Origin of the sequence: Pseudonocardia alaniniphila, assembly GCF_022524485.1 — a bacterium.
In the GTDB taxonomy this organism is placed as follows: Bacteria; Actinomycetota; Actinomycetes; order Mycobacteriales; family Pseudonocardiaceae; genus Pseudonocardia; species Pseudonocardia alaniniphila.
In genome coordinates this window covers 1-24,740 of record NZ_JAKXMK010000010.1, presented here as the reverse complement: position 1 = coordinate 24,740, position 24,740 = coordinate 1, and the positions used below count along the sequence as shown (strand labels likewise).

The window sequence follows — 24,740 nt, the reverse complement described above, 5'->3', positions numbered from 1 at the left end:
CCGCGCCACGGCGGCGCGGGAAGGCCGGTCGGCGTCGTCAGAGCACCACGTTGACCAGACGACCGGGCACGACGATCACCTTGCGCGGCTCCTGGCCGCCGAGCATCGCCGCGACCTTCTCGTCGGCCAGCGCAGCGGCCTTCACCGTGTCGGTGTCCGCGTCGGCAGGCACGGTGACGCGGGATCGCACCTTGCCGTTGACCTGGATCGGGTACTCGACGCTGTCAGCCACCAGATAGCGCTCGTCGGCCAGCGGGAACGGGCCGTGGGCGAGCGAGCCCTCGTGGCCGAGACGCGACCACAGCTCCTCGGCCACGTGCGGCGTCAGCGGAGCCATCATCAGCACCAGCGGTTCGGCCACGCTGCGCGGCACCCCGGTGCCGACGTAGGCCTTGGTCAGGTGGTTGTTCAGCTCGATCAGCTTGGCCGCGGCCGTGTTGTAGTGCAGCGCCGCGAAGTCGACGTGCACGCCCGAGATCGCGCGGTGCAGCAGGCGCACCGTGGTCTCGTCGGGCTCCTCTTCGGTGACGCGGAGCTCGCCCGTGCGCTCGTCCACCAGGTTGCGCCACACGCGCTGCAGGAAGCGCTGCGACCCCACGACGTCGCGTGTGGACCACGGACGGGACACGTCCATCGGACCGGTCGACATCTCGTACAGGCGGAACGTGTCGGCGCCGTAGCGCTCGCACATCTCGTCGGGGGTCACCACGTTGCGCAGCGACTTGCCCATCTTCCCGTACTCACGGCGGACGGTCTGGTCCTTCCACGAGTACCCGACCGATCCGTCGGCCGCGGTCACCTCGACCACCTCCTCCGCCGGCACGTACGCGCCGCGGGCGTCGGTGTAGGCGAACGCCTGGATGTAGCCCTGGTTGAACAGACGCCGGAACGGCTCCTCGGACGACACCTGGCCCAGGTCGTAGAGCACCTTGTGCCAGAACCGGGCGTACAGCAGGTGCAGCACCGCGTGCTCGACACCGCCGACGTACAGGTCGACGCCGCCAGGGTCGGACGGGCCGCGGGACGGGTCCTTACCCAGCCAGTACTGCTCGACCTCGGAGTCGACGAACCGCTCGCTGTTCTCGGGGTCGAGGTAGCGGATGTAGTACCAGCAGGACCCCGCCCACTGAGGCATCGTGTTGGTCTCGCGGCGGTAGTGCTGCGGACCCCGGCCGGTGCCCAGGTCCAGCTCCGCCTCCACCCACTCGCTCGCGCGCGACAGGGGCGGCTCCGGCTCGGTGTCGGCGTCGTCCGGGTCGTAGGTCTTCGGGGAGTAGTCGTCGATTTCCGGCAGCTCGACCGGCAGCTGGTCGTCCGGCAGCGGGACGGGCAGGCCGTCCTCGTCCCAGACGATCGGGAACGGCTCGCCCCAGTAACGCTGCCGGGAGAACAGCCAGTCACGCAGCTTGTACTGGACGACCGGCGAACCGGCCGAGCGGGCGGCCAGCCATTCCGTGATCGCGCGCTTTGCCTCGGCGACCCCCAGCCCGTTCAGGCTGATCTCGTCGTTGGCGGAGTTGATCGCCGGACCGTCGCCGGTGTAGGCCTCGCCGTCCCAGCCCTCGCTCGGCTGCACGGTGCGCACGATCGGCAGGCCGAACGCCGTGGCGAAGTCCCAGTCGCGCTGGTCCTGGGCGGGCACGGCCATGATGGCGCCGGTGCCGTAGCCCATCAGCACGTAGTCGGCGACGAAGACCGGGATCGCCTGCCCGTTGACGGGGTTGGTGGCGTACGCACCGGTGAAGACGCCGGTCTTCTCGCGGTTCTCCTGCCGGTCCAGCTCCGACTTGCGGGCCGCCGCGCTGCGGTAGCCGGCCACGGCCTCGCCCGGGGTGGCCGCACCGCCGGTCCAGCGCGCGTCGACGTTCGCGGGCCATGCGTCGGGGACGATCTCGCCAACCAGGGGATGCTCGGGCGCGAGCACCATGTACGTGGCGCCGAACAGGGTGTCGGGGCGGGTGGTGAAGACCTCGATCGGCGTGTCGGCGCCCGAGACCGGGAAGCGAACCTGCGCACCCTCGGAACGGCCGATCCAGTTGCGCTGCATCGCCTTGACCGAGTCGGGCCAGTCCAGCCGGTCCAGGTCGGCCGCCAGCCGGTCGGCGTAGGCGGTGATCCGCATCATCCACTGCTTCAGGTTGCGGCGGAACACGGGGAAGTTGCCCCGCTCGCTGCGCCCGTCGGCAGTGACCTCCTCGTTGGCCAGCACCGTGCCCAGGCCCGGACACCAGTTGACCGGCGCCTCGGAGATGTAGGCCAGCCGGTGGGAGTCGACGATGCGGCGCTGCTCGACCGACGTCAGCTCGTTCCAGCCACGGCCGTCCGGCGTGCGCCTCCGGCCGCCCGCGAACTCCGCCTCCAGCTCGGCGATCGGCCGGGCCTTCCGCTGCTCCTCGTCGTACCAGGAGTTGTAGATCTGCAGGAAGATCCACTGTGTCCAGCGGTAGAACTCGACATCGGTGGTGGCCACCGAGCGGCGCTCGTCGTGGCCGAGGCCCAGCCGGCGCAGCTGCGCCTTGTACCGCTGGATGTTCTCCTCGGTGGTCTTGCGCGGGTGGGTGCCCGTCTGCACCGCGTACTGCTCGGCGGGCAGGCCGAAGGCGTCGAAGCCCATCGCGTGCAGCACGGTGCGGCCGGTCATCCGCAGGTAGCGCCCCAGCACGTCCGTGCCGATGAAGCCGAGCGGGTGGCCGACGTGCAGCCCGGACCCGGAGGGGTACGGGAACATGTCGAGCAGGTAGACCTTGTCGCCTGCCGCCCCGGACGGGTCGGCCCAGGGACCCGACGGGTTGGGCGCGTGGAAGGTGCCCTCGCGCTCCCACCGCTCCTGCCAGCGATCCTCGATCTGCGCGGCCAGTACCGCGTTGTACCGGTAGGGCAGCTCAGCGTCGTCGGCCGGGCCGTCGGCGCGCTCCGGTGCCACTGCGGTCGTGTCCGTGCTCATGTCCCCACTCCTGGGAGGTCTCTAATCGGCCCGAAAACCAGAAGACCCCCCTGCCGCTCGGGCATGAGGGGTCGGCCGCGCCGGGTACTGAGACTGCGACGCGGCCTAGACAAGAAGTCGCTGGGCCACGTCTCCAGGGTAGCTCCGCTGGCTGCGGGCTCGCTTCCGGGTTCACCTACGCTGGTCAATGTGCCGCTGTCACTGCGTCTGGTCCTGGGTTCGCTGCTCGTGCTCGCCGGTGTCGCACTCCTTGCCGTCGCGGTGCTCGGGGCCCGCGGGCGGCTGCGCCGCAACGCCTGGGTAGGGGTCCGGACGGCCACGACACTGCGGTCGGAGCACGCGTTCGCCGTCGGCAACGCCGCGGCGGCGGTGCCGGCCGGCGCCGCGGGCGTGGTGGCCCTCGCCGGCGGGGCGGCACTACTGGCCGGTCCCGGCGGTGCGCTGGGCTGGGTCGTGCTCGCCGTGGCACTGGTCGGGATGCTGGGCCTCGCAGGCGTCGCCGGGATGGTGGGAAACCGCGCCGCAAGCGCCGTGGCACTGCCCCCGCCCGGGCCCGTCTGCTCGGGCTCGTGCGCGGGATGCGATCTCGTGGCCGGCTGCCGCGACGCGACCACATCGCTCCCGGCCGGATCCGAGCGCGGCTGATCCCTTCGAGGTCAGTTGTGCCGGACGTCGGCGGGGTACGTCGCGAGCAACGAGAGCGGCATGCCCTGGCGGCGCAGCACGTGGCCCCAGAGCGCGTCGTTCTCGGAGATGACGTCGTCGGGCAGCGCGGGCACGACGATCCAGTCGCCGCGCTCGATCTCCCCGGCGAGCTGACCTGCGTCCCAGCCCGAGTAGCCGGCGAACACCCGCATGCCGCGCAAGCTCGGGGCGATCACGGCGGGGTCGGTGTCCAGGTCGACCAGCACTATCGGGCCCCGCACCCGCACCAACCCCTCCACGGCAGCCGGGTCGTGACCGGTGCGCACGGCGCCGAGGCAGAGTGCGGTCTCGCCCTCCACCGGGCCGCCCACGAACACCGAGCGCGGCTCCGCGGAGAGCGCCGCCCACGCCGGCAGGACGTCGCGCACCGTCACCTCGCTCGGACGGTTCAGCACGACGCCGAGACTGCCCCGCTCCCGGTGCTCGATCATGAAGATCACAGTGCGGAGGAAGTTGGGATCAAGCAGGCCCGGCGCGGCGACGAGCAGGCTGCCCGGCGCCGGCTCGGACCCGGAGGAATTGCCAGAGCCGGAGCGGTCGTCCACCACAGGTTCCATCGTTGCATCCGACGGGCCGCGTAGCCTTCGCCCGTGCCGACATCGGGACCGACACCGCCCGTCGCCGTGGGGACGCCCGCCACGGCGAAGAGCGAGCGGCTGGGTTTCGTCCGACTCGTCCGGACGCGCGGGCTCCGGCGTCTGCTCGCAGTGCGCTTCGCCACACAGTGGGCCGACGGCGTGTTCCAGGCCGCGCTGGGCGGTGCAGTGCTGTTCAACCCCGAGCGGCAGGCCGACCCACTCGCCGTCGCGGCCGGTCTGGCCGTGCTCCTGCTGCCCTACTCGCTGATCGGTCCGTTCGCAGGGGCGCTGCTCGACCGCTGGGACCGCAAGCGTGTGCTGATGGGGGCCAACCTCGTCCGGGCGGTGCTCATCGTGGTCGTCGCCGCCGTCGTCTTCGCCGGCATCACGGGGCCGGCCCTCTACCTGGCCGCCCTCGCCGTCGCGGGGGTCAGCCGGTTCGTCAACTCCGGTCTGTCGGTGGCGCTGCCGCACGTCGTCGAGCGCCGTCACCTCGTCGAGGCGAACACGTTCGCGGTCACCGTGGGCGCCGCCATGACTGCGATCGGCGGAGCCTGCGCCATCGGGCTCCGCGAGATCGTCGGCCCCGACGACACGGGCTCGGCCATCACCACCACGGTCGCCGTCGCGGGATCGCTGCTCGCCGCCGCGCTGGCCTCCAGGTTCCGGCGTGGTGCTCTCGGCCCCGACCGCACCGACCCGGACCGCCGCACGGCCGTCACCGTGCTGCACGGGCTCGCCGACGGAGCACGCGCCACCGCCGCCACCCCGTCGGTGGCCGCTTCTTTCCTGGCGCTGGCGGCCCACCGGTTCTCGGTCGGCATCACGACGCTGCTCACGCTGCTGCTGTTCCGGTACTCGTTCATCGACAGTGGACCGTTCCGGGCCGGGCTCGCGGGTATCGGGGAGGCCGTCCTGCTCGCCGCGGCGGGCCTCGGCGTCGCGGCGCTGATCGCGCCGTGGATGGTGCGGCGCTGGGGCCGTCCCCGCACGATCCGCGTGGCGTTGATCGTCGCCACGCTCACCCAGCTCGCACTCGCCGCATTGCTGTCCATGCCCGCCGTCCTGGCGGCGGCGTTCGTGCTCGGCGCCACGGGTCAGATCGTCAAGCTGTGCACCGACGCCGCCGTTCAGAGCGAGGCGGGCGACGGGGTGCTCGGGCGGGTCTTCGCCCTCTACGACGTCGTCTTCAACGTCGGGTACGTGCTGGCGGTCGCCGCGGCCGCGCTGCTCAGCCCGCCCAACGGCTACGCCCCGTGGTTGCTGGCCGCAGCGGCAGCTCTCTACGTGCTCGGCCTGCTGGCGCACGACCAGCAGATGCGCCGCACCCGCCGGACCTGAGAGGACTCAGCCGAGACCGTTCTCGGCGGCCCAGGCGCGCAACTCGGCCTCCGCCTCCTCGTGCGACACCGGTCCGCGCTCCATGCGCAGCGCGAGCAGGTGCTTGTAGGCCTTGCCGACGAGCGGGCCCGGGGGGATGCCGAGCAGCTCCATGATCGCGTTGCCGTCCAGGTCCGGCCGGATGGCGTCGAGCTCCTCCTGCTTCCGCAGCTGCGCGATCCGGTCCTCGAGCGAGTCGTAGCTGCGCTGCAGCGCCGCGGCACGGCGCCGGTTGCGGGTGGTCGAGTCGGAGCGCACGAGCTTGTGGAGCCGGTCGAGCAGGGGACCGGCATCCGCGACGTAGCGCCGCACCGCGCTGTCGGTCCACTCGCCGCTGCCGTAACCGTGGAAGCGCAGGTGCAGGAACACCAGCTGGGCGACGTCGTCGATGATCGCCTTCGGGTAGCGCAGCTCGCGCAACCGCCGCCGCACCATCTTCGCCCCGACCACCTCGTGGTGGTGGAAGCTGACCCGCCCGTCCGACTCCTTGCGGCGCGTGTCGGGCTTGCCGATGTCGTGCAGCAGCGCGGCGAGGCGGAGCACGAGGTCGGGCCTGCCGGGCTCCTCCCGGGAGATCGCCTGCTCCAGCACCACCAACGAGTGCGTGTAGACGTCCTTGTGCTGCATGTGCTCGTCGATGGCCAGGCGCATCGCCGGTACCTCCGGCAGCACCTGCTCGGCGAGGCCCGTGTCGACCATCAGCTCGATGGCACGGCGCGGATGCGTGCCGCAGATCAGCTTGGTCAGCTCGACCTGCACCCGCTCGCGGGTGATCCGGGAGAGCTCGCCCGCCATCGCCGTCATCGCCTCGACCACCCGCGGCGCGGGTGACAGGCCCAGTTGGGAGACGAACCGCGCGGCGCGCAGCATCCGCAGCGGGTCGTCGGCAAAGGACTCCTCGGGGGTGGCCGGCGTGTCGAGGACACCGGCCGCGAGCGCCGCTAGGCCGCCGTGCGGATCGACGAACCGCCGCTCGTCCGCGGTGAGCTCCACGGCCATCGCGTTGACGGTGAAGTCGCGTCGGACGAGGTCGTCCTCGATGCTGTCGCCGAAGGCCACGATCGGGTTACGCGTGACCCGGTCGTAGGCGTCCGCGCGGAACGTGGTGATCTCGACGGTGTTGCCGTGGCGGCGTGCACCGACCGTGCCGAACGCGATGCCGGTGTCCCAGACCGCCTCGGCCCAGCCGGAGAGGATCTCGAGAATCGCGTCGGGGCGCGCGTCGGTGGTGAAGTCGAGGTCGCCGGACTCGCGACCGAGCAAGGCGTCACGAACGCTGCCGCCGACAAGGTAGAGCCGGTGCCCCGCCAGGGCGAAACGGCCGGCGAGCTCCTCGGCGACGGCCCCGATCTGCACCATCTCCACGACCGCATTCTCCTGGGCGCGCACAAGATCAGGGGGAACGGCGCCGGGCGCCAGGGCTGCTGCGGACACGGCGGGCCAGTGTAGGCGTCCCCATTGCGAGCAGTGACGAGGATGCTGCACTCGAACCGCTGGCCGGGCACCGGAACCGGTCTGGTCGATACGATCGCCGCATGTCCACATCCCGCGGCCGTTCCGGGGGGCGCCGAGCGAGCCGCCCCACGGACCGGAGGCGGCGGTTGCGGACCGTCGACGAGACGTCGGCAGGGGGACTGGTCGTGGACCCTGCTTCGGGCACGGCTGCGGTGATCGGGCGCCTGGACCGGCGAGGACGTCTGTTGTGGTCGTTGCCGAAAGGCCATATCGAAGCCGGTGAGACGGCCGAGGAGGCGGCGGTGAGAGAGGTCGAGGAGGAGACCGGCATCATCGGCCGCGTGGTCGCACCACTGGGCACCATCGACTTCTGGTTCGTCGCCGAGGATCGGCGCGTGCACAAGACCGTGCATCATTTTCTGCTGCGCGCACTCGGCGGCGAACTCTCGGACTCCGACGTCGAGGTCTCCGAGGTGGCCTGGGTGCCACTCCACGAGCTCGAGTCACGCTTGGCCTACGCCGACGAGCGCCGCTTGATCAGACGGGCCACGGAGCTGTTGGAGGAGACGGCGTGAAACGGATCGCGACCCTGGTCGCGATCCCGGTTCGGGTAGCCACAGCGCTGGCGCTGACGGGGCTGATTCTGGCAGGTCTGACGTTCATCGGGCTGCTTCCCGGAGCCCCGGGGGCCCCGGCCGCGAACGCCGCGCCGAGTCCGGCCGCATCGTTGCCGGAGCCGTTCCAGCAGGGGCCGGACGACACCGCGGGCCCGCTCCGGCTGGACCTGACGCAGCTCTCTCCGCGCGTCGTCACCTCGACCGGGCCGTCCACGCTCACATTTAGCGGCACACTGACGAATACCGGCGACCAGCCCATCGACGACCTGGTGATCCGGCTGCAGCGCGGCAACGCGCTGCAGACCGAGGGCGCGTTGCGCGACGCACTGGACGGCGACGGGAGAGCCGACGCCATCACCCCGCAGTTCACGCCCATCCCCGGGGAGCTCGCACCACGGGGTCAGATGCCGGTCCGGCTCACCGTCCCGCTCCGCGGCGCACCCGACTCGACTCTCGCGCTTGCCGAGACCGGGGTGCACGAGCTTCTCGTCAACGTCAACGGGGCGCCTGGCGACGGCAGGCGGGCACGGTTGGCCGCGGTGCGGATGTTGCTGCCGGTGTTGTCACTGCCACCTGGCCCGGGCCGGGCCGGACCCGTGGTGGCGCCCCCGCCCCCTCCGGCCACGCCGTTCTCCATGCTGTTCCCGATCACCGACACGCCGCGGCGGGTCTCGACCGTCCCCGGCGAGCCCACGCTGCTCACCGACGACGACCTCGCCGCGTCGATGGCTCCCGGCGGACGCCTCGGCAGCCTCGTCGCCACGCTCGCCGCGGACGCGCCTCCCGGCTCGCGAGTACGGGCTGCCACCTGTCTGGCCATCGACCCCGACCTGGTGGAGACCGCGTCCCTGATGCGCGCGGGCTACCAGGTCCAGCAACCCGGCGGTGGGCCGCCCGTGCCGGGTACCGGCGCCGCGGTGGCCGGGCAGTGGCTGGACAGCCTCGCGGCGGTGGCCAAGGGCGGCTGCGTGATGGCGCTGCCCTACGCCGACGCAGATCTCGTCGCTCTGACGAGAGGTGGCCTCGGGCAGCTCGCGGCGCGGACCATCACAGACGGTCGCCAGATCCTCTCCGACGTCCTCGACGTCCCCGTCACGCCAGGGGTGACCTGGCCGGCCGGAGGGGTCGCCGACGACGCCACTCTCGACGAGATCGCATCGGCCGACGGTCGCTCGGTGCTGCTGTCCGCGGACGGCGTGGACCAGGGCCGGGTGCAGCGCCACAGCGGTGTCGTGCCCCTTGTGGGCGGACGCCTGCCACAGTTCGCTGTGCTGACCGACCCGCTGCTCACCCGTGCCGCCGCCGGGCCCAGCGCCGCATCGGGCCCGGATCCCAGCACCGGCGGAGCGGTGGCATCGTCCACTCCCGCCGGAACGGTCGGCGCGCTGTCCACTCAGGACCTGATCGGCGCGCTCGCCTTCCGTATCGAGGCCGGCCCGATCGCCGGTGGTCCGACCGCCCCGGCGGGCCCCCTCGTTCTCGCACCCCCGCACCAGTGGGCAGTGGAGGGCGACGGTGCAGCTGCCCTGCTGACCACGGTCAACCAGTTGATCGGGGAAGGCCGGATCGTGCCCACCGCGCTCGACGGGGTGCTCGCGGCCGGCCCGTCCGCCGGTACGGCCCCCTTGGCCCCCGCCTACCCGCTGCGCTCCGGCGGCCTGGAGACCCCCACCAGCGCGGTCGACATCGTCCGGAAGACGGCGCAGGAGATCGAGGACCTGAGTTCGGCGGCCGTCCCGGACTCCGGTGTCGGCGCCACACCGGAGGAGGCATTCGGTCCACTGCGACGCGGCCTCGCGCGGCCCGTCTCAGCAGCATGGCGAGGGCGGCCGGCCGAGGCGGTCGCCGCGGCGAACGCCGCAGCAGCGCGGGTGGCGGACCTGCGGGCCTCGGTGCGAGTGCTCGAGCCGCCCAGTCCGTACTCGCTCGGGACGTCGGACGCCCCGATCCTGATCACCGTGGCCAACGGGCTGCCGGTCACGGTCGAGGTCAACGTCCAGATCCTGCCGTCCGCAGGCCTGCGGGTGGCGCCGATCCCACCGCAGCAGGTGCCCCCGCTGGGGCGCCGCCAGATCCGGGTCAGTGCCGAGGTGACCCGCTCTGGCCAGTTCATCGTCCAGGCGGCCGTGCGCACCCCGAACGGGGAACTGCTCGGACCACCGAGCCGCCTGCGCGTCCGCTCCACCGCTTACGGCACCATCACCGTGTGGCTGACGGCGAGCGCGGGAGCACTGCTCGTGGTGCTGGCGGTCCGTCGGGTACTCCGACGGGTCCGCGGCGAACCGGTGCGGACCGCCCAGGTCGGTCCGGCGACGGGCCCCCTGCCGGGTTCCCCGGACCAGGCGGTGCCCCTCAGCCCGGAGCACCGCAGCCCGGGCCCGGACGGCCATGGCCCGGTCCCGCCGGCGGCGAAGACCGGCGACCCGTTCCCGGACCCCCTTCAACCCACCGACCGCCTCCCGGTGCCCCGTCGCCGGCCGGACGGGCCGCCCCGGCCCCCTGGCCGGGGGCCCCAGCCGCCGCCCCGCGTCCCGAGCCCATGAGCGGTCCCGCACCGGACGACAGCCCGACGGAGCAGTTGGTCGTCGTGGCGCGCAAGGAGCAGTCGCTCGGGCGGTCGAGCAGCCTGATGGCGCTGGCCAGCCTGGTCAGCCGGATCACCGGCTTCCTGCGCCAGGTCGCGCTGTTCACGGTGCTCGGCGACACGATCCTCAACGACTCGTACACGATCTCGAACACGCTGCCGAACATCGTCTACGAGTTCCTGATCGGCGGCGTGCTGTCCAGCGTGATGATCCCGCTGCTGGTACGTGCCCAGACCGAGGACCGCGACGGCGGCGAGACCTACACCCGCAGGCTGCTCACGCTCGCGGGGATCGCGCTGCTGATCGCGACCGCAGCCGGGATGCTCGCCGCACCGCTGCTCACCCGGCTCTACCTCGGTAGCCATACCACCGGCACGGCCGATCCCCAGCTCGCCACCGTGCTGGCCTACCTCCTGCTCCCGCAAGTCTTCTTCTACGGCATGGGCGCCCTGCTGGGCGCGATCCTCAACAGCCGTGGTGCCTTCGGCGCCTTCGCCTGGGCCCCGGTGCTCAACAACATCGTCGTCATCGGGGTCGTCGGGGTCTACCTGCTGGTTCCCGACAGCGCTCGGCTCCTCGTGCTGGGCCTGGGCACCACGCTCGGGATCGTCGTGCAGACCGTGGTGCTGATCCCGGCGGTGCGCCGGGCCGGCTTCCGATACCGCCCTGTCTGGGGCTGGGACCCTCGGCTCACCACTGCGGGCGGCCTCGCGGTGTGGGTTGCGGCGTACGTGCTCATCGGACAGGTCGGGCTCGTCCTCACCACGCGCGTGGCCGCGTCGTCGGCCGCCGGGTCGGTCACGATCTACTCCTATGCGTGGCTGCTGCTCCAGGTGCCCTACGGCGTGCTCGGCGTCTCACTGCTGACGGCGCTGATGCCCCGGATGAGCCGCGCGGCGGCCGAGGGCCGCAACGCGGACGTCGTGGCGGATCTGTCGCTGGGCAGCCGGCTCTCGGCCGTCCTGCTCGTGCCGGTGTCGGCGCTGCTGACGATCTTCGGCTCGCAGGTCGGCGTCGCCTTGTTCGGACTTCGGGAGGCGAACCTCGACGGCGCCGCCCAGCTGGGCGCGACGCTCGCCGTGTCAGCCTTCGGGCTGCTGCCGTACGCGGTCACGATGCTGCAGCTGCGGGTGTTCTATGCGCTCACCGACAGCCGCACCCCCACGCTCATCCAGCTGTTCACCGTCGCGGTGAAGGTTCCGCTGCTGCTGGTGTGCCCGCTCCTGCTACCGGCCGAGGACGTCGTGCTGGGGTTGGCCGCCGCCAACGCGGTGTCCTTCCTCGCCGGTGCGGTGGTCGGCCAGATGCTGCTGCGACGCAGGATGGGGCGGATTCCCACCGGGGAGGTGCTCTCCTGCGTCGGACGCACACTCGTCGCCTCGATCGCCGGCGGATTGGTCGCCTTCGGAGCGATCACCCTGCTCGACGGGGTGCTCGGCGGCCTCTCGCCTTTGGGCAGGGCGTGGATCGAACTCGCGGTCGCAACCGTCATCATGGGAGTGATCACCCTCATCGCAATGAAGCTGCTGCGAGTTCGCGAAATCGACACAGCACTCGGACGCCTCGAACGGCTCGTCGACCGGCGCAAACCTCGGCGCGACACCACCCGCTGACGTACTCTTCAGCAGGGGCGGGAGCGGTTTCGTGGTGTGCGGGGAGGTCTGGAAGTGAGTGAGTTGGCGAGCCCACCGTCGGGTGCGGCGGCGCCATGGGAGGGGGACGCGCCCACCACCAAGACGCCCGCACCGGTTGTTCCGGAGCAGATGCGCCCTGAGGATCGAACCCCGGCGAACAACGCGTCACCTTCGGACGCCCCCACCCTTCCTGCTGTCCCGCCCGGCACCACCCCGGGCACCGAGCTCGCCGGGCGCTACCGCCTGCGCACGCGCGTCGGGTCCGACGCGGCAGCGGGCGCCGAGTTCTGGCGCGCCCAGGACACCATCCTGCGCCGTGACGTGGGCGCCACCGTGCTGCGCCGCTTCCCCGCCGACCGCGGATCCGAGCACGAGGCCATGGCACGCGCCGACGCGATCGTGGCCCGCGCGTTGCGCGCGGGCAGCTTCGAGCACAGCGGCTGCGCCCGCCTGCTCGACGTCCTCACGCCCGGCACCGGCGGCATGCCGCACGACGTGCTGGGAGTCGCCGTCACCGAATGGGTTCCCGGGCGCAGCCTCGCCGAGGTGATGGCCGAGGGGCTCATCAAGCCGATCGCGGCGGCCCGGGCGGTCGCACCGCTCGCCGCGGCTGCCGAGGAGGCGCACCGCCACGGCCTCGTACTGGGCTGCGACCACCCCCAACGGGTACGGATCACCCCGGAGGGGCGCGCGCAGCTGTCCTTCGTCCTGCCTCGCGCCGACGTCACCCCGGCCGACGACGTGCGCGGACTCGGCGCCGTCCTCTACACCCTGCTCACCGCGCGCTGGCCGCTGTCGAGCGCCGACGCCGCCCTCGCCGGCCTGAGCCCGGCCGAGCGCACCCCGGCCGGGGCACTCCTGCCGCCGTCGGAGCAGCGGCCGGGCGTTCCCGTCGAGCTCGACACCCTCGCCCGCGGCACCCTCGGACCTGACGGCGCCCCCGGCCACGTCCACACCGCCGCGGCCGTCAACCGCCTGCTCGCCGAGGTGGTCGACGAGCACGACCGCATGGCCCTGTTCCCCCCGGCCCACGACGGCGTCCCGTCCGACCCGGGAGACGTATGGCAGGACGGTGGCCGTGTCGTCGCTGCACCCGACCCCCGGCGGAAGCGCAAGCTGGCGATCGGACTCACCGCACTCGCGGTGGCCGTGGTCTTCGTCATCGGTTACATCAGCATGCAGGTGGGCTCGGTGTTCTCGGACGGCAACGGGCCGCCCATCGTCGTCGACAGCCCGTCAGCGTCGTCGAACGGCGCGCCGGCCAACGCCGCGCCACAGGTCGGCGGCGACGGCGGTATCGCGGCAGTCGCGGGCGTCAAGGTCTATGACCCGGTGGGCGACGCCGACAACTCGAGCCGCGTGTCCCGCGTGATCGACGGCGACCCGTCGAGTGGGTGGAGCACCTTCATCTACAAGCAGCAGTTCCCGGCGCTCAAGCCCGGCGTCGGGGTGATGGTGTCGTTCGCCTCGGCTGTGCAGCTCTCCCAACTGGAGATCCAGTCGCCGAGCGCGGGCACCGTCATCGAGGTGCGTTCGGCTCCCGCCGCGGATTCGTCCTTCCGCGACACCTCACCCATCACCGAGGTCACCCTCCGGGACGGCACCACGCCTGTCTCGCTCGCCGGGAGCCAGCCCGTCACCCACGTGCTGCTGTGGATCACCAAGCTCAGCGGCGGGGGCGACGCCAACGTCACCCAGATCGACGAGGTCCAGTTCCACCGCGCGGGCTCCTGACCACCACCAGTTCTCCGGAACGGCCACGGGAGAGGGGCATCTCGACCTAATCTCCGCGTCGTGCGCTCCCCGGCTCCCACCGACGCGGAGCTGCTGGCCGCGCACCGGGCGGGCGATCCGAGCGCATTCACCGAGCTGGCGACGCGGTACCAATCCCGGCTGTGGGGGTTGGCACTGCGCACGCTCCATCATCCCGAGGACGCCGCCGATGCCGTGCAGGAGACTCTCGTCGCCGCCTACCGCCGGGCGGGCTCCTACCGGGGCGAGGCCTCGGTGCGCACGTGGTTGCACCGGATCCTCGTCAACGCGTGCATCGACCGGATCCGCCACGACAGCAGGCGCAGCACGGTCCCGCTGCCGGAGCGCGAGCTGCCGGCGAGGCATCCCGACCTCGCCACGGAACTGGTCACGCGCCTGTCGGTCGACGCCGCACTCGCGGCGCTCCCCGTCGAGCAGCGGCTGGCGGTGGTGCTGGTGGACGTCCAGGGCTGGCCGGTGGTGGAAGCCGCCGAGATGCTGGAGGTGCCGGTGGGCACGGTGAAGAGCCGCTGCGCACGGGGCCGCGCACGCCTGGCGGTGCTGCTCGGGCACCTGCGGGAGGAGGAGCGATGACCACCCCACGCCCCGACCTCACGCAGCTCGCCGACCTGGACGCGGGTGTGCTGGAGCCGGCGCGGGCCGCGCAGGTGCGCGCGGCCGCTGCAGCCCACCCCGAGTCGGCCGCAGTACTGCACGCCCTCGCCGTCACCCGCGGCGAGCTCGCGGGGCTGCCCCCACCGCCCGTGCCACCGGAGTTCGCCGCTCGATGGGCGGCGGCTCTGGAGGCAGAGGCTGCGACCGGTGAGCCGAGTCCAGCCGTCTCATCTCTCGATCAGCGACGGCCCGCACGGTGGCGCCGGCCGCTAGCCGTGGTCGGCGCGGCCGCCGTGCTCGTCGTGCTCGTCCTCACCGGCGTGCTGTCGTCTCGACCCCAGCCCGCACCGTCCATCGACCGGGTGAACTTGGCTGCCGTCGCTCGCTCCGCAGTCGGGTCGGTGGACGCGGGCCCGCTGGCGGATCCCGCACGACGCGCCGGCTGCCTGCGAGCCGCCGCACCGGCGCTGGCACCTGACGCGCCCCTGGTGGGAGGCCGCCAGGTCACGGTGGACGGTCAGGAAGCGGTGCTGCTCGTGCTCGTCACCGGACGGCTGGGAACCTTCGACGTCGTCGTCGTCGACTCGGAGTGCGGCCCTGGTCACGGCACGCTCTTGGAGTCAATGGTGGTCGGAGGGTGAGCCGTCTCACCCTCGGTTGCCGCCCGGTAGCAGTAGGAATGCCCGTCCCTGGGATCGTGTTGACAGGCAGAGACAACAGGGAGGACGCGCCAGTGACCACCGACGAGGTGCGCGAGCTGATCATCATCGGGTCCGGGCCGGCAGGCTACACCGCTGCGGTCTACGCAGCGCGTGCGCAGCTGCGGCCCTTGGTCTTCGAGGGCACCCAGTTCGGCGGCGCCCTGATGACCACGACCGAGGTCGAGAACTACCCGGGCTTCACCGACGGAATCATGGGCCCTGAGCTCATGGAGCAGATGCGCAACCAGGCCACGCGCTTCGGCGCCGAGCTGCGCGCCGAGGACGTCGAGCAGGTGTCGCTGCAGGGCGAGGTCAAGACGGTCGTGGCCAACGGGGTCACCTACCGCGCTCGCGCCGTGGTCCTCGCGATGGGTGCTGCTGCTCGCTACCTGCACGTTCCGGGAGAGCAGGTTCTCCTGGGCCGTGGCGTCAGCGCCTGTGCCACCTGTGACGGCTTCTTCTTCCGTGAGAAGGACATCGCCGTCATCGGCGGCGGCGACTCGGCGATGGAGGAGGCCCTCTTCCTCACCCGCTTCGGCCGCACGGTCACGATCGTGCACCGCCGCGACGAGTTCCGCGCCTCCCGCATCATGCTGGAGCGCGCCAAGAACGAGCCGAAGATTCACTGGCGCACCAACTCCGAGGTCGTCGAAGTTCTCGGTGAGGGCAGCGTCTCGGGCTTGAAGCTGCGCGACACCGTCACCGGAGAGGAGTCCGTCCTCGAGGTGTCCGGCATGTTCGTCGCGATCGGCCACGACCCCCGCAGCGAGCTCGTGCGGGGTCAGATCGACACCGATGAGGCCGGCTACGTCCAGGTCGAGGCTCCCTCCACCCGCACGGGGATCCCGGGCGTCTTCGCCGCGGGCGACCTCGTCGACAGCACCTACCGGCAGGCGATCACCGCCGCTGGCACCGGCTGTTCGGCCGCGATCGATGCAGAGCGCTGGCTGGCCGACGGCCCCGTCCCCAGCGAACTGGCGGGCGGCGGATACGGGCAGGCGGCCGAACAGGTCGCCGTAGTCAGCGGCTGAATCGAATTCACGAGTTTCTTTCCCGAGAACGGAGATCAGAATGGCCAACACGGTGAACGTCACCGACGACTCTTTCGACGCCGACGTCCTCAAGAGCGACAAAACGGTCGTTGTCGACTTCTGGGCCACCTGGTGCGGCCCGTGCAAGATGGTCGCCCCGGTGCTCGACGAGATCGCTGGTGAGAACAAGGACAAGCTGACCGTGGCCAAGCTGGACATCGACGCCAACCCGGCGACTGCCCGCGACTACCAGGTCATGTCCATTCCCACGATGATCGTCTTCCAGGACGGCAAGCCGGTCAAGCAGATCGTCGGCGCCAAGCCGAAGGCCGCCCTGCTCTCCGACCTGGCCGACTACCTGGGCTGAGTCCAGAACCACCCATAAGTACCCCGCTTCCCGAAGCCGGAAGCGGGGTACTTGTCTATCACGACACAAAATTCGGTGGACACGGCCCGCCGTCCCCCATCGGGGAACCGGCAGGGCACAATGAGCGACGGCCCAGCACCGAAACGTCGGTGCCTGACGAACGAGCGAGGGGTGCATGCAGCTGCTGCGCCGAGGTGACAGCGGTCCCAACGTTGTCGAGATCCGGTCCACGCTGCGACGGTTCGGCCTGCTCGGTGACAGTACGGGCGGTCCAGCCCAGGAAGACCGGTTCGACGCCGCCCTCGAGCAGGCCGTGCGGGCATTCCAGCAACAGCGGGGTCTGATCACCGACGGCATCGTCGGGCCGGCCACCTACCGAGCGCTGCGTGAGGCCGGATGGAGCCTCGGCGACCGCATGCTCGCCCTGATGATCTCTGCGCCGATGAGCGGCGACGACGTCGTCGCCCTGCAGGAGCGGCTCCTCGAGCTCGGTTACGACCCCGGTCGCCCTGGCGGGGTGTTCAACGAGCAGACGGAGGCCGCGCTGCGCAAGTTCCAGCGCGAGTACGGCCTCCTGCCCGACGGGCTCTGCGGGCCCGCCACGCTGCGGTCCCTGCGCCAGCTCGGACGGAAGGTCACAGGCGGCCGTCCACACCTCCTGCGCGAACAGGAGCTGCTGCGTCAGGCTGGGCCCCGGTTGCGGGGCAAGCGAATCGTCGTCGACCCGGGACACGGCGGACCCAACCGCGGCATCGTCGCCGCCGGTGTCGCGGAGGCCGACCTCATGTGGGACCTCGCGCGCCGGTTGGTCGGCAGGATGTCGGCCACGGGGATGGACGCGATGCTGTCCCGGCAGGAGGACACCTGCCCCGCTGAGACCGAGCGTGCAGCCTTCGCCAACAACGCGGGCGCCGACCTCGTGCTCTCGCTGCACACCGACGCCAACCGGAGCATGCACGCCCAGGGGCTTGCCACGTTCCATTTCGGCAACGGTTCAGGAGCCACGTCCACCGTCGGTGAGGCTCTTGCCGGGTTCATCCAGCGGGAGCTGCTCACCCGTACCGCGATGCACGACTGCCGCACGCAGGGCCGCACGTGGGAACTTCTGCGACTCACGCGCATGCCCACCGTGCGTGTGGAGATCGGCTACCTCTCCCACATCGGTGACCGCAGGCGGCTGCTGGATCCTGCGTTCCGTGACGTCGTCGCCGAAGGCATCCTCGTCGCCGTGAAGCGGCTCTACCTGCTGGGCCAGGACGATCAGCCCACCGGCACGTTCACCTTCTCGGATGTGCTGGCTCGCGAGCTGGAACGCGGCGCACAGGCCATCTGATCCGGGCTCCGGAACGGAAAATCACGACGTACGCCAATCTGGGGCGTGTACCACCCACCATCGGCCCCATCGCCCCAGGGTGGTCGTCACAGGCCGCCAGCGTGGCGTACAGCGCGCCCTGTACGCCGCTGAGAGCGGCGATCACGAGCGGCTGGGTACCTGACGGTAGGACTCCTGGGTCACGCTGCTGGCCTGCATCGGGATCGTGATCGTGCCGAGCAGCTGCTCCAGCGCGGCCTCCACGTCCTCTTTCCACGTCATCGCCGAACGCAGCTCCATGCGCAACCGCGGGTAGCGCGGATGCGGCCGGATGGTCTTGAAGCCGACGCGGCGGAGGAAGTCGGCGGGGATGAGACAGGCGGGCTCGTTGCCCGGGCGCTGCTCACCGAACACCTCGATGGCTTTGACACCACGACGAGTGAGATCACGCACGACGGCCTGAGCGAGCATCCGGCCCAGACCCTCCCCGGCGAACTCCGGCATCACCTGCATGGTGGTGAGCAACACGGCGTCGGCGCTGACGGGGCCGGTGGGCATCTCCGCGGCGCGCGGCACCGCTGAGGGCGGTGCGTAGATCACGTAGCCGGCGGGCACGCCGTCCATGTGCAGGATGCGTCCGCACGAGCCCCACTCGAGGAGCACCTCGGAGACCCAGGCTTCCTTCTCGAGCTCGGTGGAGCCGAAGTCGGCCGCCTGCTTACCCAGGTGCTCCGACAGCTCCCAGAACACGCACCTTCGGCACCGCTTGGGCAAATCATCGAGATTGTCCAGGGTGAGGGGCGCCACATGCCAGGACAAGAGCAACCTCCGGCGCCAAGATCATCATCGGAATGCCGCCGCCCCTCGCGCCGACTTCTCGACGATAGATCGATCCAGCATGGAAGGACACCCCAAGTACTGCGACCGGTGTCTCACCCACGACGAACTGAAGAATGTTCCCCCTTCCCGGTTACACTCGGCCAGCCTGCTTGGTTGAACGACATCCCCACTGCCGAGGAATTCTCCGGGAGGATCCACCGTGCCGCAGTCGGACACGCCCCCGTCTCCACGACCCTTCGGCATCCACACGGCAGCAGCGGCAGCACCAACTGAGCGGTTCGCAGCCCGCACAGCGGGCATGACGGCCTCGGAGATTCGCGCCCTGTTCGCCGTCGCCAGCAGGCCGGAGGTCGTCTCCCTCGCGGGCGGCATGCCGAACCTCGCCGCGCTGCCACTCGGCGCGCTCGCGGCAGAGGTGTCCGACCTCGTACAGCGCGAGGGCGAGGTGGCGCTGCAGTACGGCTCGGCGCAGGGAGTGCCCGCCCTGCGCGAGCAGATCTGCGATGTGATGGCGCTCGAAGGCATCCGCGCCGACCCGGACGACGTGGTCGTCACCGTCGGGTCGCAGATGGCGCTCGACCTCGTCACACGCATCTTCTGCGACCCCGGCGACGTCGTACTCGCCGAAGGTCCGTCCTACGTCGGCGCGTTGGGCAGCTTCGCGGCCTACCAGGCCCGCGTGGTGCACATTGCGATGGACGAGCACGGCCTGGTGCCCGACCTGCTGCGCGATGCCCTCCGCACGCTCGCGGCGCAGGGCATCACTCCCAAGTTCCTGTACACGATCCCGAACTTCCACAACCCCGCCGGCGTCACGCTCGCCGTCGAGCGCCGGGCCGAGGTGCTGGAGATCTGCGCAACCCACGGCGTCGGCGTCGTGGAGGACAACCCATACGGCCTCCTCGGCTTCAGCGGCCGCACCTACCCGGCCCTGCGCTCCCTCGACTCGTCGGTGGTCTACCTCGGGTCGTTCTCCAAGACGTTCGCCTCCGGGCTGCGCGTCGGATGGGCGCTGGTGCCACCCGCGGTGCGCGACCGGCTCGTGCTGGCCGCGGAGTCGGCCACCCTCTGCCCGCCGAGCTTCACTCAGATGCTCGTGTCGCGTTACCTCGCCGGCCACGACTGGCACAGCCAGATCAAGACGTTCGCCGAGGCCTACCGCGACCGCCGGGACGCCCTGCTGGACGCGCTCGAGACCTACCTCCCCGAGGGTTGTACGTGGAACGTGCCTGACGGCGGCTTCTACGTCTGGCTGACGGTGCCCGAGGGCGTCGACACGAAGGCGATGCTGCCGCGGGCGGTCACCGCACGCGTCGCCTACGCGTCCGGCACCGGCTTCTACGCCGACGGGTTCGGCAGCCGGCAGCTGCGGCTGTCGTACTGCTACCCGACGCCGGAGCGCATCACGGAGGGCGTGCGGCGCCTCGCGGGAGTGCTCGAGGCGGAGCTCGACGTCATGCGCACGTTCGGCACGCCCACCCGCCCGGCGCTCGGCCCGGCGCCGGCTCGCAACGGCCCCCAGACGCCTGGCCCCCACACTCCCTGAACCGAGCCCGCCACATCAGCGGGTCGCCGATGCGCCCTGGCAAGGCGCGCGGACCCGTGCCATTCCCAACTCGACGGTCTCGCGGCGCGAGTCGATCCGTTTTATGCGAATCGCCGGTCGAGCGGCGCGACTCGCCACCGACCGATCCAGCAGTGCACGGATCACTCGGGCCCGCGGCATGAGTGAGCCGATCACGTGAAACGACGTGCCGGGCCCGCAACGGAGACCCCGTGCGGCCCCGCCGTCCGGCAATACCCGGAGCCCGAGCGAGGACCTCGTCGTCCGGCTCGTTGCCGACCCCGAGGACAACGGGTTCGAATCAGTAGAGGCCGGTCGCCTCGGGCATGGGGTAGTGGCGGCCGTGCCGGTGACAGAGACGAGCTCCTCCAGGCGGCCCTTGGACGCTCGCGACGGCACCCGTCGCCGGTCAGCGGTTGCGGGTCTTGGACCGGGCTCCGCGTCGTGAGGAAGCCGGTACTGGAGCGCGGATCAGCCGGTCCCGCGACCCGGATCTCCGCACGGTTAGCCCGGACCCACAGCTCATCCGGCCCCACCCGCTGCCTGCCCGCCTCGTCGCGCAGCTCGCCTGGCGCCACTCGCTGCTTGCCCGGCCGCCGCGCAGCTCGCCCGGCCCCGCCCACTCATGTTCGGCTCGCCCACAGCTCGCCCGATCCTGCCCCGCTGCCCACTTGTCCTCTCCGTACGGCTCGCCCGATCCTGCCCGGCCGCTCGGTCGGCCCCTCCGCAACGCTCGCCCGATCCAGCCCCACGGCTCCGCTCGGTTCCGCTCCGCAGCTCGCTCGATCTCGTCGGCGCCGCTGCTCACTCGGCCCGGCTGGACAGCTGCCCGGCTTCGCCACAGCTCGATCGCTCCTCCGCACGGCTCGATCGACCCCGCCCCACAGCGCGATCAGCTCCTCCACAAAGCTCCGCTCCGCCAGGCAGCTCGACCAGCTCCCCACAAAGCTCCGCTCCGCCAGACAGGTCGGTCGACCCCGCCCCACAGCGCGATCAGCTCCTCCCAAGCTCCGCCCGCCAGACAGGACGGTCGACCCCGCGGCGCGGCTCGATCGGCGCCCCACATCGCGATCAGCTCCGCCGCGAAGCTCGGCCCCGCCACGCATGTCGGTCGATCCCCTCCGCACAGCTCGACCGGCCCCGCCCGACAGCTCGACCGGCTCCCCCGCATAGCTCCGCTCCGACAGGCATGTCGGTCGGCTCCTCCGCGCGGCTCGATCGGCACCCCGAAGCGCAATCAGCTGCTCCGCAAAGCTCGGCCCTGCCACGCACGTCGGTCGATTCCGGTCCAGAGCTCGTTCGTTCCGCTGCCCGGCTCAATCAGCCCCGCCTCACAGCTCGACCAGCTGCTCCGTAAAGCTTCGCCCCGCCACGCACGTCGGTCGATCCCGCCGCACGGTTATCCGGATCTCGCCGCCGAAGTCAGTCCTGCGACACCACCGGCCGCCTGGCACCGGCCGCAGTCGACCAGCCCCGGCGCGCGACTCACTCAGCCCCGCCGCCGGAGCCGACCAGTCCCGCAACACGGGGCGCCTCGGTCGGGGCGGGCCTCGAAGCCGGCGGAAGAGTCCACCAGCGCACCACCGCTCCGGCTGGAGGGTCGATTAGTTCCGCGACGCTGTTCGCCGGTGAAGGATGCGATCCAGCGGTCCCTCCCGACGACGGCGGTCCCGGTCCGCTGGTCACATCCTCCCTGCACGACTCGACGAGTCCCGCGATTCGACTCGCCCGATCGCTCGACGGAGTCCACCGGCTGAGCGGCAGGACCTGGCCGGTCCCGAGCCGCGCGGACGAAGGGGCCGCGACTAGGCCCCCCGTCGCGCGTCCGCCGTTCGGCGAGGCGCAGGCGCACGGCGGCAGGAGCATCGCGCGTCCATTTCGGCTAGCGCGAGGCGGGGTGGCGCCTCGCCGAAGAGATCCCTCTCCACTCAGCGGGTCGAAGTGATCGGCTGAGCGGGCAGGCGCTGGATCGGGGTTTCACGTGAAACACCGTGCCGTAACCGCCGAGCGTTCGTGTTGGCGTCGCGCTTCTGGCTTCCGCCAAAACGGCGATGCCGACCGTGTCACACGGACATGTCGTAGGGGAGGACCGTGTCGCAGGGACGATTGAGCCGACGAGCGGACGACGGTCACCTTTCGGCAGCCGCGGGCCAGCCCGCCCGCGAAGTTGAGCGGCTCTACCCCGTCGTTCCTCGCGGCGGCGGCCCGTGGTCCCGGCGCGGTCGGCTAGCCCTCGCATGAGTCGGTCGGCTCGACGGCTTCGCTCATCCCGGCGGCAGAGGACTCGGCGACGCGGGCGACGCGCGCCGACCACGGCTCGAAGCGTTCCAACGGCGTGTTTCACGTGAAACCACGCCGCGCCCGATAGCGCCGCGCTGCCACGGCCGTTCGACTCGGCGCGGCCCCACGCCACCAGTTGGCAACCATGCCCGCTCAACCCAGCGCCGGCGCCCGAGGTCCCAGCACGGTCGGCCGGCCCCGACAGCGGTCAGCTCGGCGGCTCCCGTCGTTGACGGGCAGACGGTCTGGACGGTGCGGTCCGTCGATGGGGTCCGCTCTGGCGCGAGCACTCAGAACGCCTGTTTCACGTGAAACAGCGCCGCCGCGTCGAAAAGCGACGGCACCGGTCGGCAGTCGTACACACGCTCGACCCGGTGCTGGAGCGCCCGGTGTCCCAGACGTTGGCCCGTCCGCAGAGCAACCATGCCGACTCGGCGGCTCTCGTCCGCCGGCACACGGAGTGGACGGCTTCGCGCATGGCAGTGGCTCCACCGGCGCAGGCACTCCGACGCGCCTTGTTTCACGTGAAACGGCGCCGCCCTCGACAAGCCACGGCATCAGCCCGGAGTCCTACACGTACGCCCGGGGCCGGCGCCCGCGGTCGCGGCGCGGCGCGGCGCGGCGCGGGCCGCCAGGCTACGGAATGGGGTGAACGGCGTCGCGGCCAGCATCAGGATGAGCCGTCTATCCGCCCCACGTTGTCCAGTCCTAGCCCGGGGGTTGCGGCGCGGTGTTTCACGTGAAACCTCGATCCTGCGCCTACCCCAGGTCTGACGCCTCGCTCCGCGCCCAGATCGGCCGACTCGATGGCCGGATCTGTTTCACGTGAAACAGGCATGGAGCGCCGGTGTCGGCGTGGGTGCACGTCGCCGTACGCGGCACCGTCCAGTCCGTCTGCCACAGAGGACAGGAGCCCCCGAGTCGACCGATCGTTACGGAGGTCGGCCGCCCGCGGCGGGACCGCGGGCGCTGGCTGTCCTGCGACATGGGCGCGTCCGCCTGAGCCGCGGCGCGGGCCCGCTTCTCCTTCTCGGTGGCCCGGGCGTGCTGCTCTGCGCCCTGGCGGACCGCTTCCGCGGCGGCCAGCCGGTGGCGCACCTCCCGCATCTGAGAGTCGACCTGATCGCGGTCGTATCCGCGCCCGGGGTCGAGTCTGGAGAACTGCCGCGTGGTGCTGTGGCTTCAAGCGCGGCGCGGTTTCACGTGAAACAGGCGTCGGAGCGCCAGCGCTGGGGCGGAGCTCGCCAGCCCGCTCGGCACTGTCCGACAGCCGCGGCTCGCTATTCGGGCACCCCAGCTCGCGCCTTGCCTGACCCGTCGTCCGAGCGGACCGGCCGCGGGCCACGGCTCGATACGCCGCGGCACGGCTCAGCATCCGCACACCCCAGACGCCGATCCCGCGCGTGAATCATCGAGCCGGCCGGGAGCAGGAGTCCCCCGCGTCAGCCGGCACACCCCCCGAGATCCGCCCGCGGAGGATTGTGCGTGAGGCGCGGGGCGGTTACGGACGTTCAGCTTCCGAGGGCGGGCCGTCCGCGGTCAGCCCGAGCCGGACGATCCCACGCCGCTTCCCGCAAGCAGGGGCGAACACCTGAAATGAGCCGCCGGTCCACCCGGCCGGCTCCGGCAATGTGTGTCACGCGCAAGGCCGCTCGCGCAGGCCGAGCGCAGGGTCGTCGAGGAGGTCCGCGCGGACTGCCGCATCACTCGTTGGGAAGGCGGACCGGGTGCCCTGTGCGGCGGAACCGACTTCTCTCGCCGGCGCTCCGCGGCGACGGTGCCGAACTTGCGCTGGCCAACCCTCACTGGGTGCGCCGGCCACCCTTCAGCGTCGGTTCGACACGCGAGCGTGGAGCACCACGAGACAGTCACCCGCTCCAGACACGCCACCCTCCCGGCCCCACGATGCGCACCCGACTCCGGCCGGCTGCTGATCGCGCCACCGTCGTTCCGGGACGGGCAAACCGCCGCAGCGGAGCCGCCACGTGCTCCCGGGTGATCGGCGTCGCGGCCAGCAGCGCAGGATGAGCCGCTTGCCCGCCCCACGTTGTCCAGTCCTGACCCGGGGGGTTGCGGCGCGGTGTTTCACGTGAAACGTCGACCTGCGCCTACCTCAGGTCCGCCGCCTCGCTCCGCGGCCCCTGCCGCTGCCGGGGCGTGGTTCGCGGCGAACGAGTGGCGGCCGGTTGCGTCCACGGAAGTGGTGGATGGGAGACGACCACTTCGTGACCTTCGCTGGGAACGCTATGCGCTGATCGCGGTCGGTGTCACCACCTCCTGACCCGTTGCTGGCTGCGGTGTCCGGCGGGCCTTGGCCAGGACCTCCACGCCCATGTAGCGCCGCTGCTCGGCCCATTCGTCGGTCTGCTCGGCGAGCACT

16 protein-coding genes and 1 pseudogene are annotated in these 24,740 nt (G+C 71.5%); 12 read left to right on the top strand and 5 right to left on the bottom strand.

The window, feature by feature from the left end; all coding sequences use genetic code 11:
- Positions 1–37: 37 nt before the first annotated feature.
- Positions 38–2,944: a leucine--tRNA ligase gene (gene leuS / locus MMF94_RS12545; protein WP_241036547.1), complete on the bottom strand. Its 2,907-nt coding sequence runs from the start codon at positions 2,942–2,944 to the stop codon at positions 38–40.
- Between the two features lie 189 nt (positions 2,945–3,133).
- Between leuS and MMF94_RS12540 the strand changes: the two genes are divergently transcribed.
- Positions 3,134–3,589 (top strand): SdpI family protein, encoded by a 456-nt coding sequence (locus MMF94_RS12540; RefSeq protein WP_241036546.1) that lies wholly within the window; start codon positions 3,134–3,136, stop codon positions 3,587–3,589.
- 11 nt (positions 3,590–3,600) lie between these two features.
- Here MMF94_RS12540 and MMF94_RS12535 read toward each other — a convergent pair whose 3' ends face one another.
- On the bottom strand, positions 3,601–4,206 hold the full coding sequence (locus MMF94_RS12535) for a YqgE/AlgH family protein (RefSeq protein ID WP_241036545.1): 606 nt from the start codon (positions 4,204–4,206) through the stop codon (positions 3,601–3,603).
- Positions 4,207–4,239: 33 nt separating this feature from the next.
- Here MMF94_RS12535 and MMF94_RS12530 point away from each other — a divergent pair, with 33 nt between their 5' ends.
- Positions 4,240–5,568 (top strand): MFS transporter, encoded by a 1,329-nt coding sequence (locus MMF94_RS12530; protein WP_241036544.1) that lies wholly within the window; start codon positions 4,240–4,242, stop codon positions 5,566–5,568.
- A 6-nt stretch (positions 5,569–5,574) separates the two neighbouring features.
- Here the strand turns inward: MMF94_RS12530 and MMF94_RS12525 are convergent, their stop codons facing one another.
- Positions 5,575–6,966 (bottom strand): CCA tRNA nucleotidyltransferase, encoded by a 1,392-nt coding sequence (locus MMF94_RS12525; RefSeq protein ID WP_241036770.1) that lies wholly within the window; start codon positions 6,964–6,966, stop codon positions 5,575–5,577.
- A 176-nt stretch (positions 6,967–7,142) separates the two neighbouring features.
- Between MMF94_RS12525 and MMF94_RS12520 the strand changes: the two genes are divergently transcribed.
- The 9 genes from MMF94_RS12520 to MMF94_RS12475 all read left to right on the top strand — a co-directional run bounded on the left by MMF94_RS12520 (position 7,143) and on the right by MMF94_RS12475 (position 17,697).
- Positions 7,143–7,637: an NUDIX domain-containing protein gene (locus MMF94_RS12520; protein ID WP_241036543.1), complete on the top strand. Its 495-nt coding sequence runs from the start codon at positions 7,143–7,145 to the stop codon at positions 7,635–7,637.
- A complete protein-coding gene (locus MMF94_RS12515; RefSeq protein WP_277398711.1) occupies positions 7,634–10,222 on the top strand; it encodes a DUF6049 family protein in 2,589 nt (862 codons plus the stop codon). Before MMF94_RS12520 ends, MMF94_RS12515 begins: the two co-directional genes overlap by 4 nt.
- On the top strand, positions 10,219–11,877 hold the full coding sequence (gene murJ / locus MMF94_RS12505; RefSeq protein WP_241036769.1) for a murein biosynthesis integral membrane protein MurJ: 1,659 nt from the start codon (positions 10,219–10,221) through the stop codon (positions 11,875–11,877). The genes MMF94_RS12515 and murJ overlap by 4 nt, the downstream gene beginning before the upstream one ends.
- Before the next feature lie 54 nt (positions 11,878–11,931).
- The gene (locus MMF94_RS12500; protein ID WP_241036542.1) at positions 11,932–13,632 is read left to right on the top strand and encodes a protein kinase family protein; all 1,701 of its coding nucleotides are present in this window, start codon (positions 11,932–11,934) and stop codon (positions 13,630–13,632) included.
- Positions 13,633–13,692: 60 nt separating this feature from the next.
- Positions 13,693–14,244, top strand: coding sequence for an RNA polymerase sigma factor SigM (gene sigM / locus MMF94_RS12495; RefSeq protein ID WP_241036541.1), 552 nt, complete (start codon positions 13,693–13,695; stop codon positions 14,242–14,244).
- Positions 14,241–14,906, top strand: coding sequence for a hypothetical protein (locus MMF94_RS12490; protein ID WP_241036540.1), 666 nt, complete (start codon positions 14,241–14,243; stop codon positions 14,904–14,906). The genes sigM and MMF94_RS12490 overlap by 4 nt, the downstream gene beginning before the upstream one ends.
- Positions 14,907–14,998: 92 nt before the next feature.
- The gene (gene trxB, locus MMF94_RS12485) at positions 14,999–15,997 is read left to right on the top strand and encodes a thioredoxin-disulfide reductase (RefSeq protein ID WP_241036539.1); all 999 of its coding nucleotides are present in this window, start codon (positions 14,999–15,001) and stop codon (positions 15,995–15,997) included.
- A 40-nt stretch (positions 15,998–16,037) separates the two neighbouring features.
- Positions 16,038–16,364, top strand: coding sequence for a thioredoxin (trxA, locus tag MMF94_RS12480; protein ID WP_241036538.1), 327 nt, complete (start codon positions 16,038–16,040; stop codon positions 16,362–16,364).
- Between the two features lie 175 nt (positions 16,365–16,539).
- Positions 16,540–17,697 (top strand): N-acetylmuramoyl-L-alanine amidase, encoded by a 1,158-nt coding sequence (locus MMF94_RS12475; RefSeq protein ID WP_241036537.1) that lies wholly within the window; start codon positions 16,540–16,542, stop codon positions 17,695–17,697.
- Between the two features lie 141 nt (positions 17,698–17,838).
- Here MMF94_RS12475 and MMF94_RS12470 read toward each other — a convergent pair whose 3' ends face one another.
- On the bottom strand, positions 17,839–18,495 hold the full coding sequence (locus MMF94_RS12470) for a GNAT family N-acetyltransferase (protein ID WP_241036536.1): 657 nt from the start codon (positions 18,493–18,495) through the stop codon (positions 17,839–17,841).
- Positions 18,496–18,757: 262 nt separating this feature from the next.
- Here MMF94_RS12470 and MMF94_RS12465 point away from each other — a divergent pair, with 262 nt between their 5' ends.
- Positions 18,758–20,062, top strand: coding sequence for an aminotransferase-like domain-containing protein (locus MMF94_RS12465; protein WP_241036768.1), 1,305 nt, complete (start codon positions 18,758–18,760; stop codon positions 20,060–20,062).
- 4,542 nt (positions 20,063–24,604) lie between these two features.
- Here MMF94_RS12465 and MMF94_RS12460 read toward each other — a convergent pair.
- A pseudogene (locus MMF94_RS12460) lies at positions 24,605–24,740 on the bottom strand (IS256 family transposase); the annotation flags it as partial.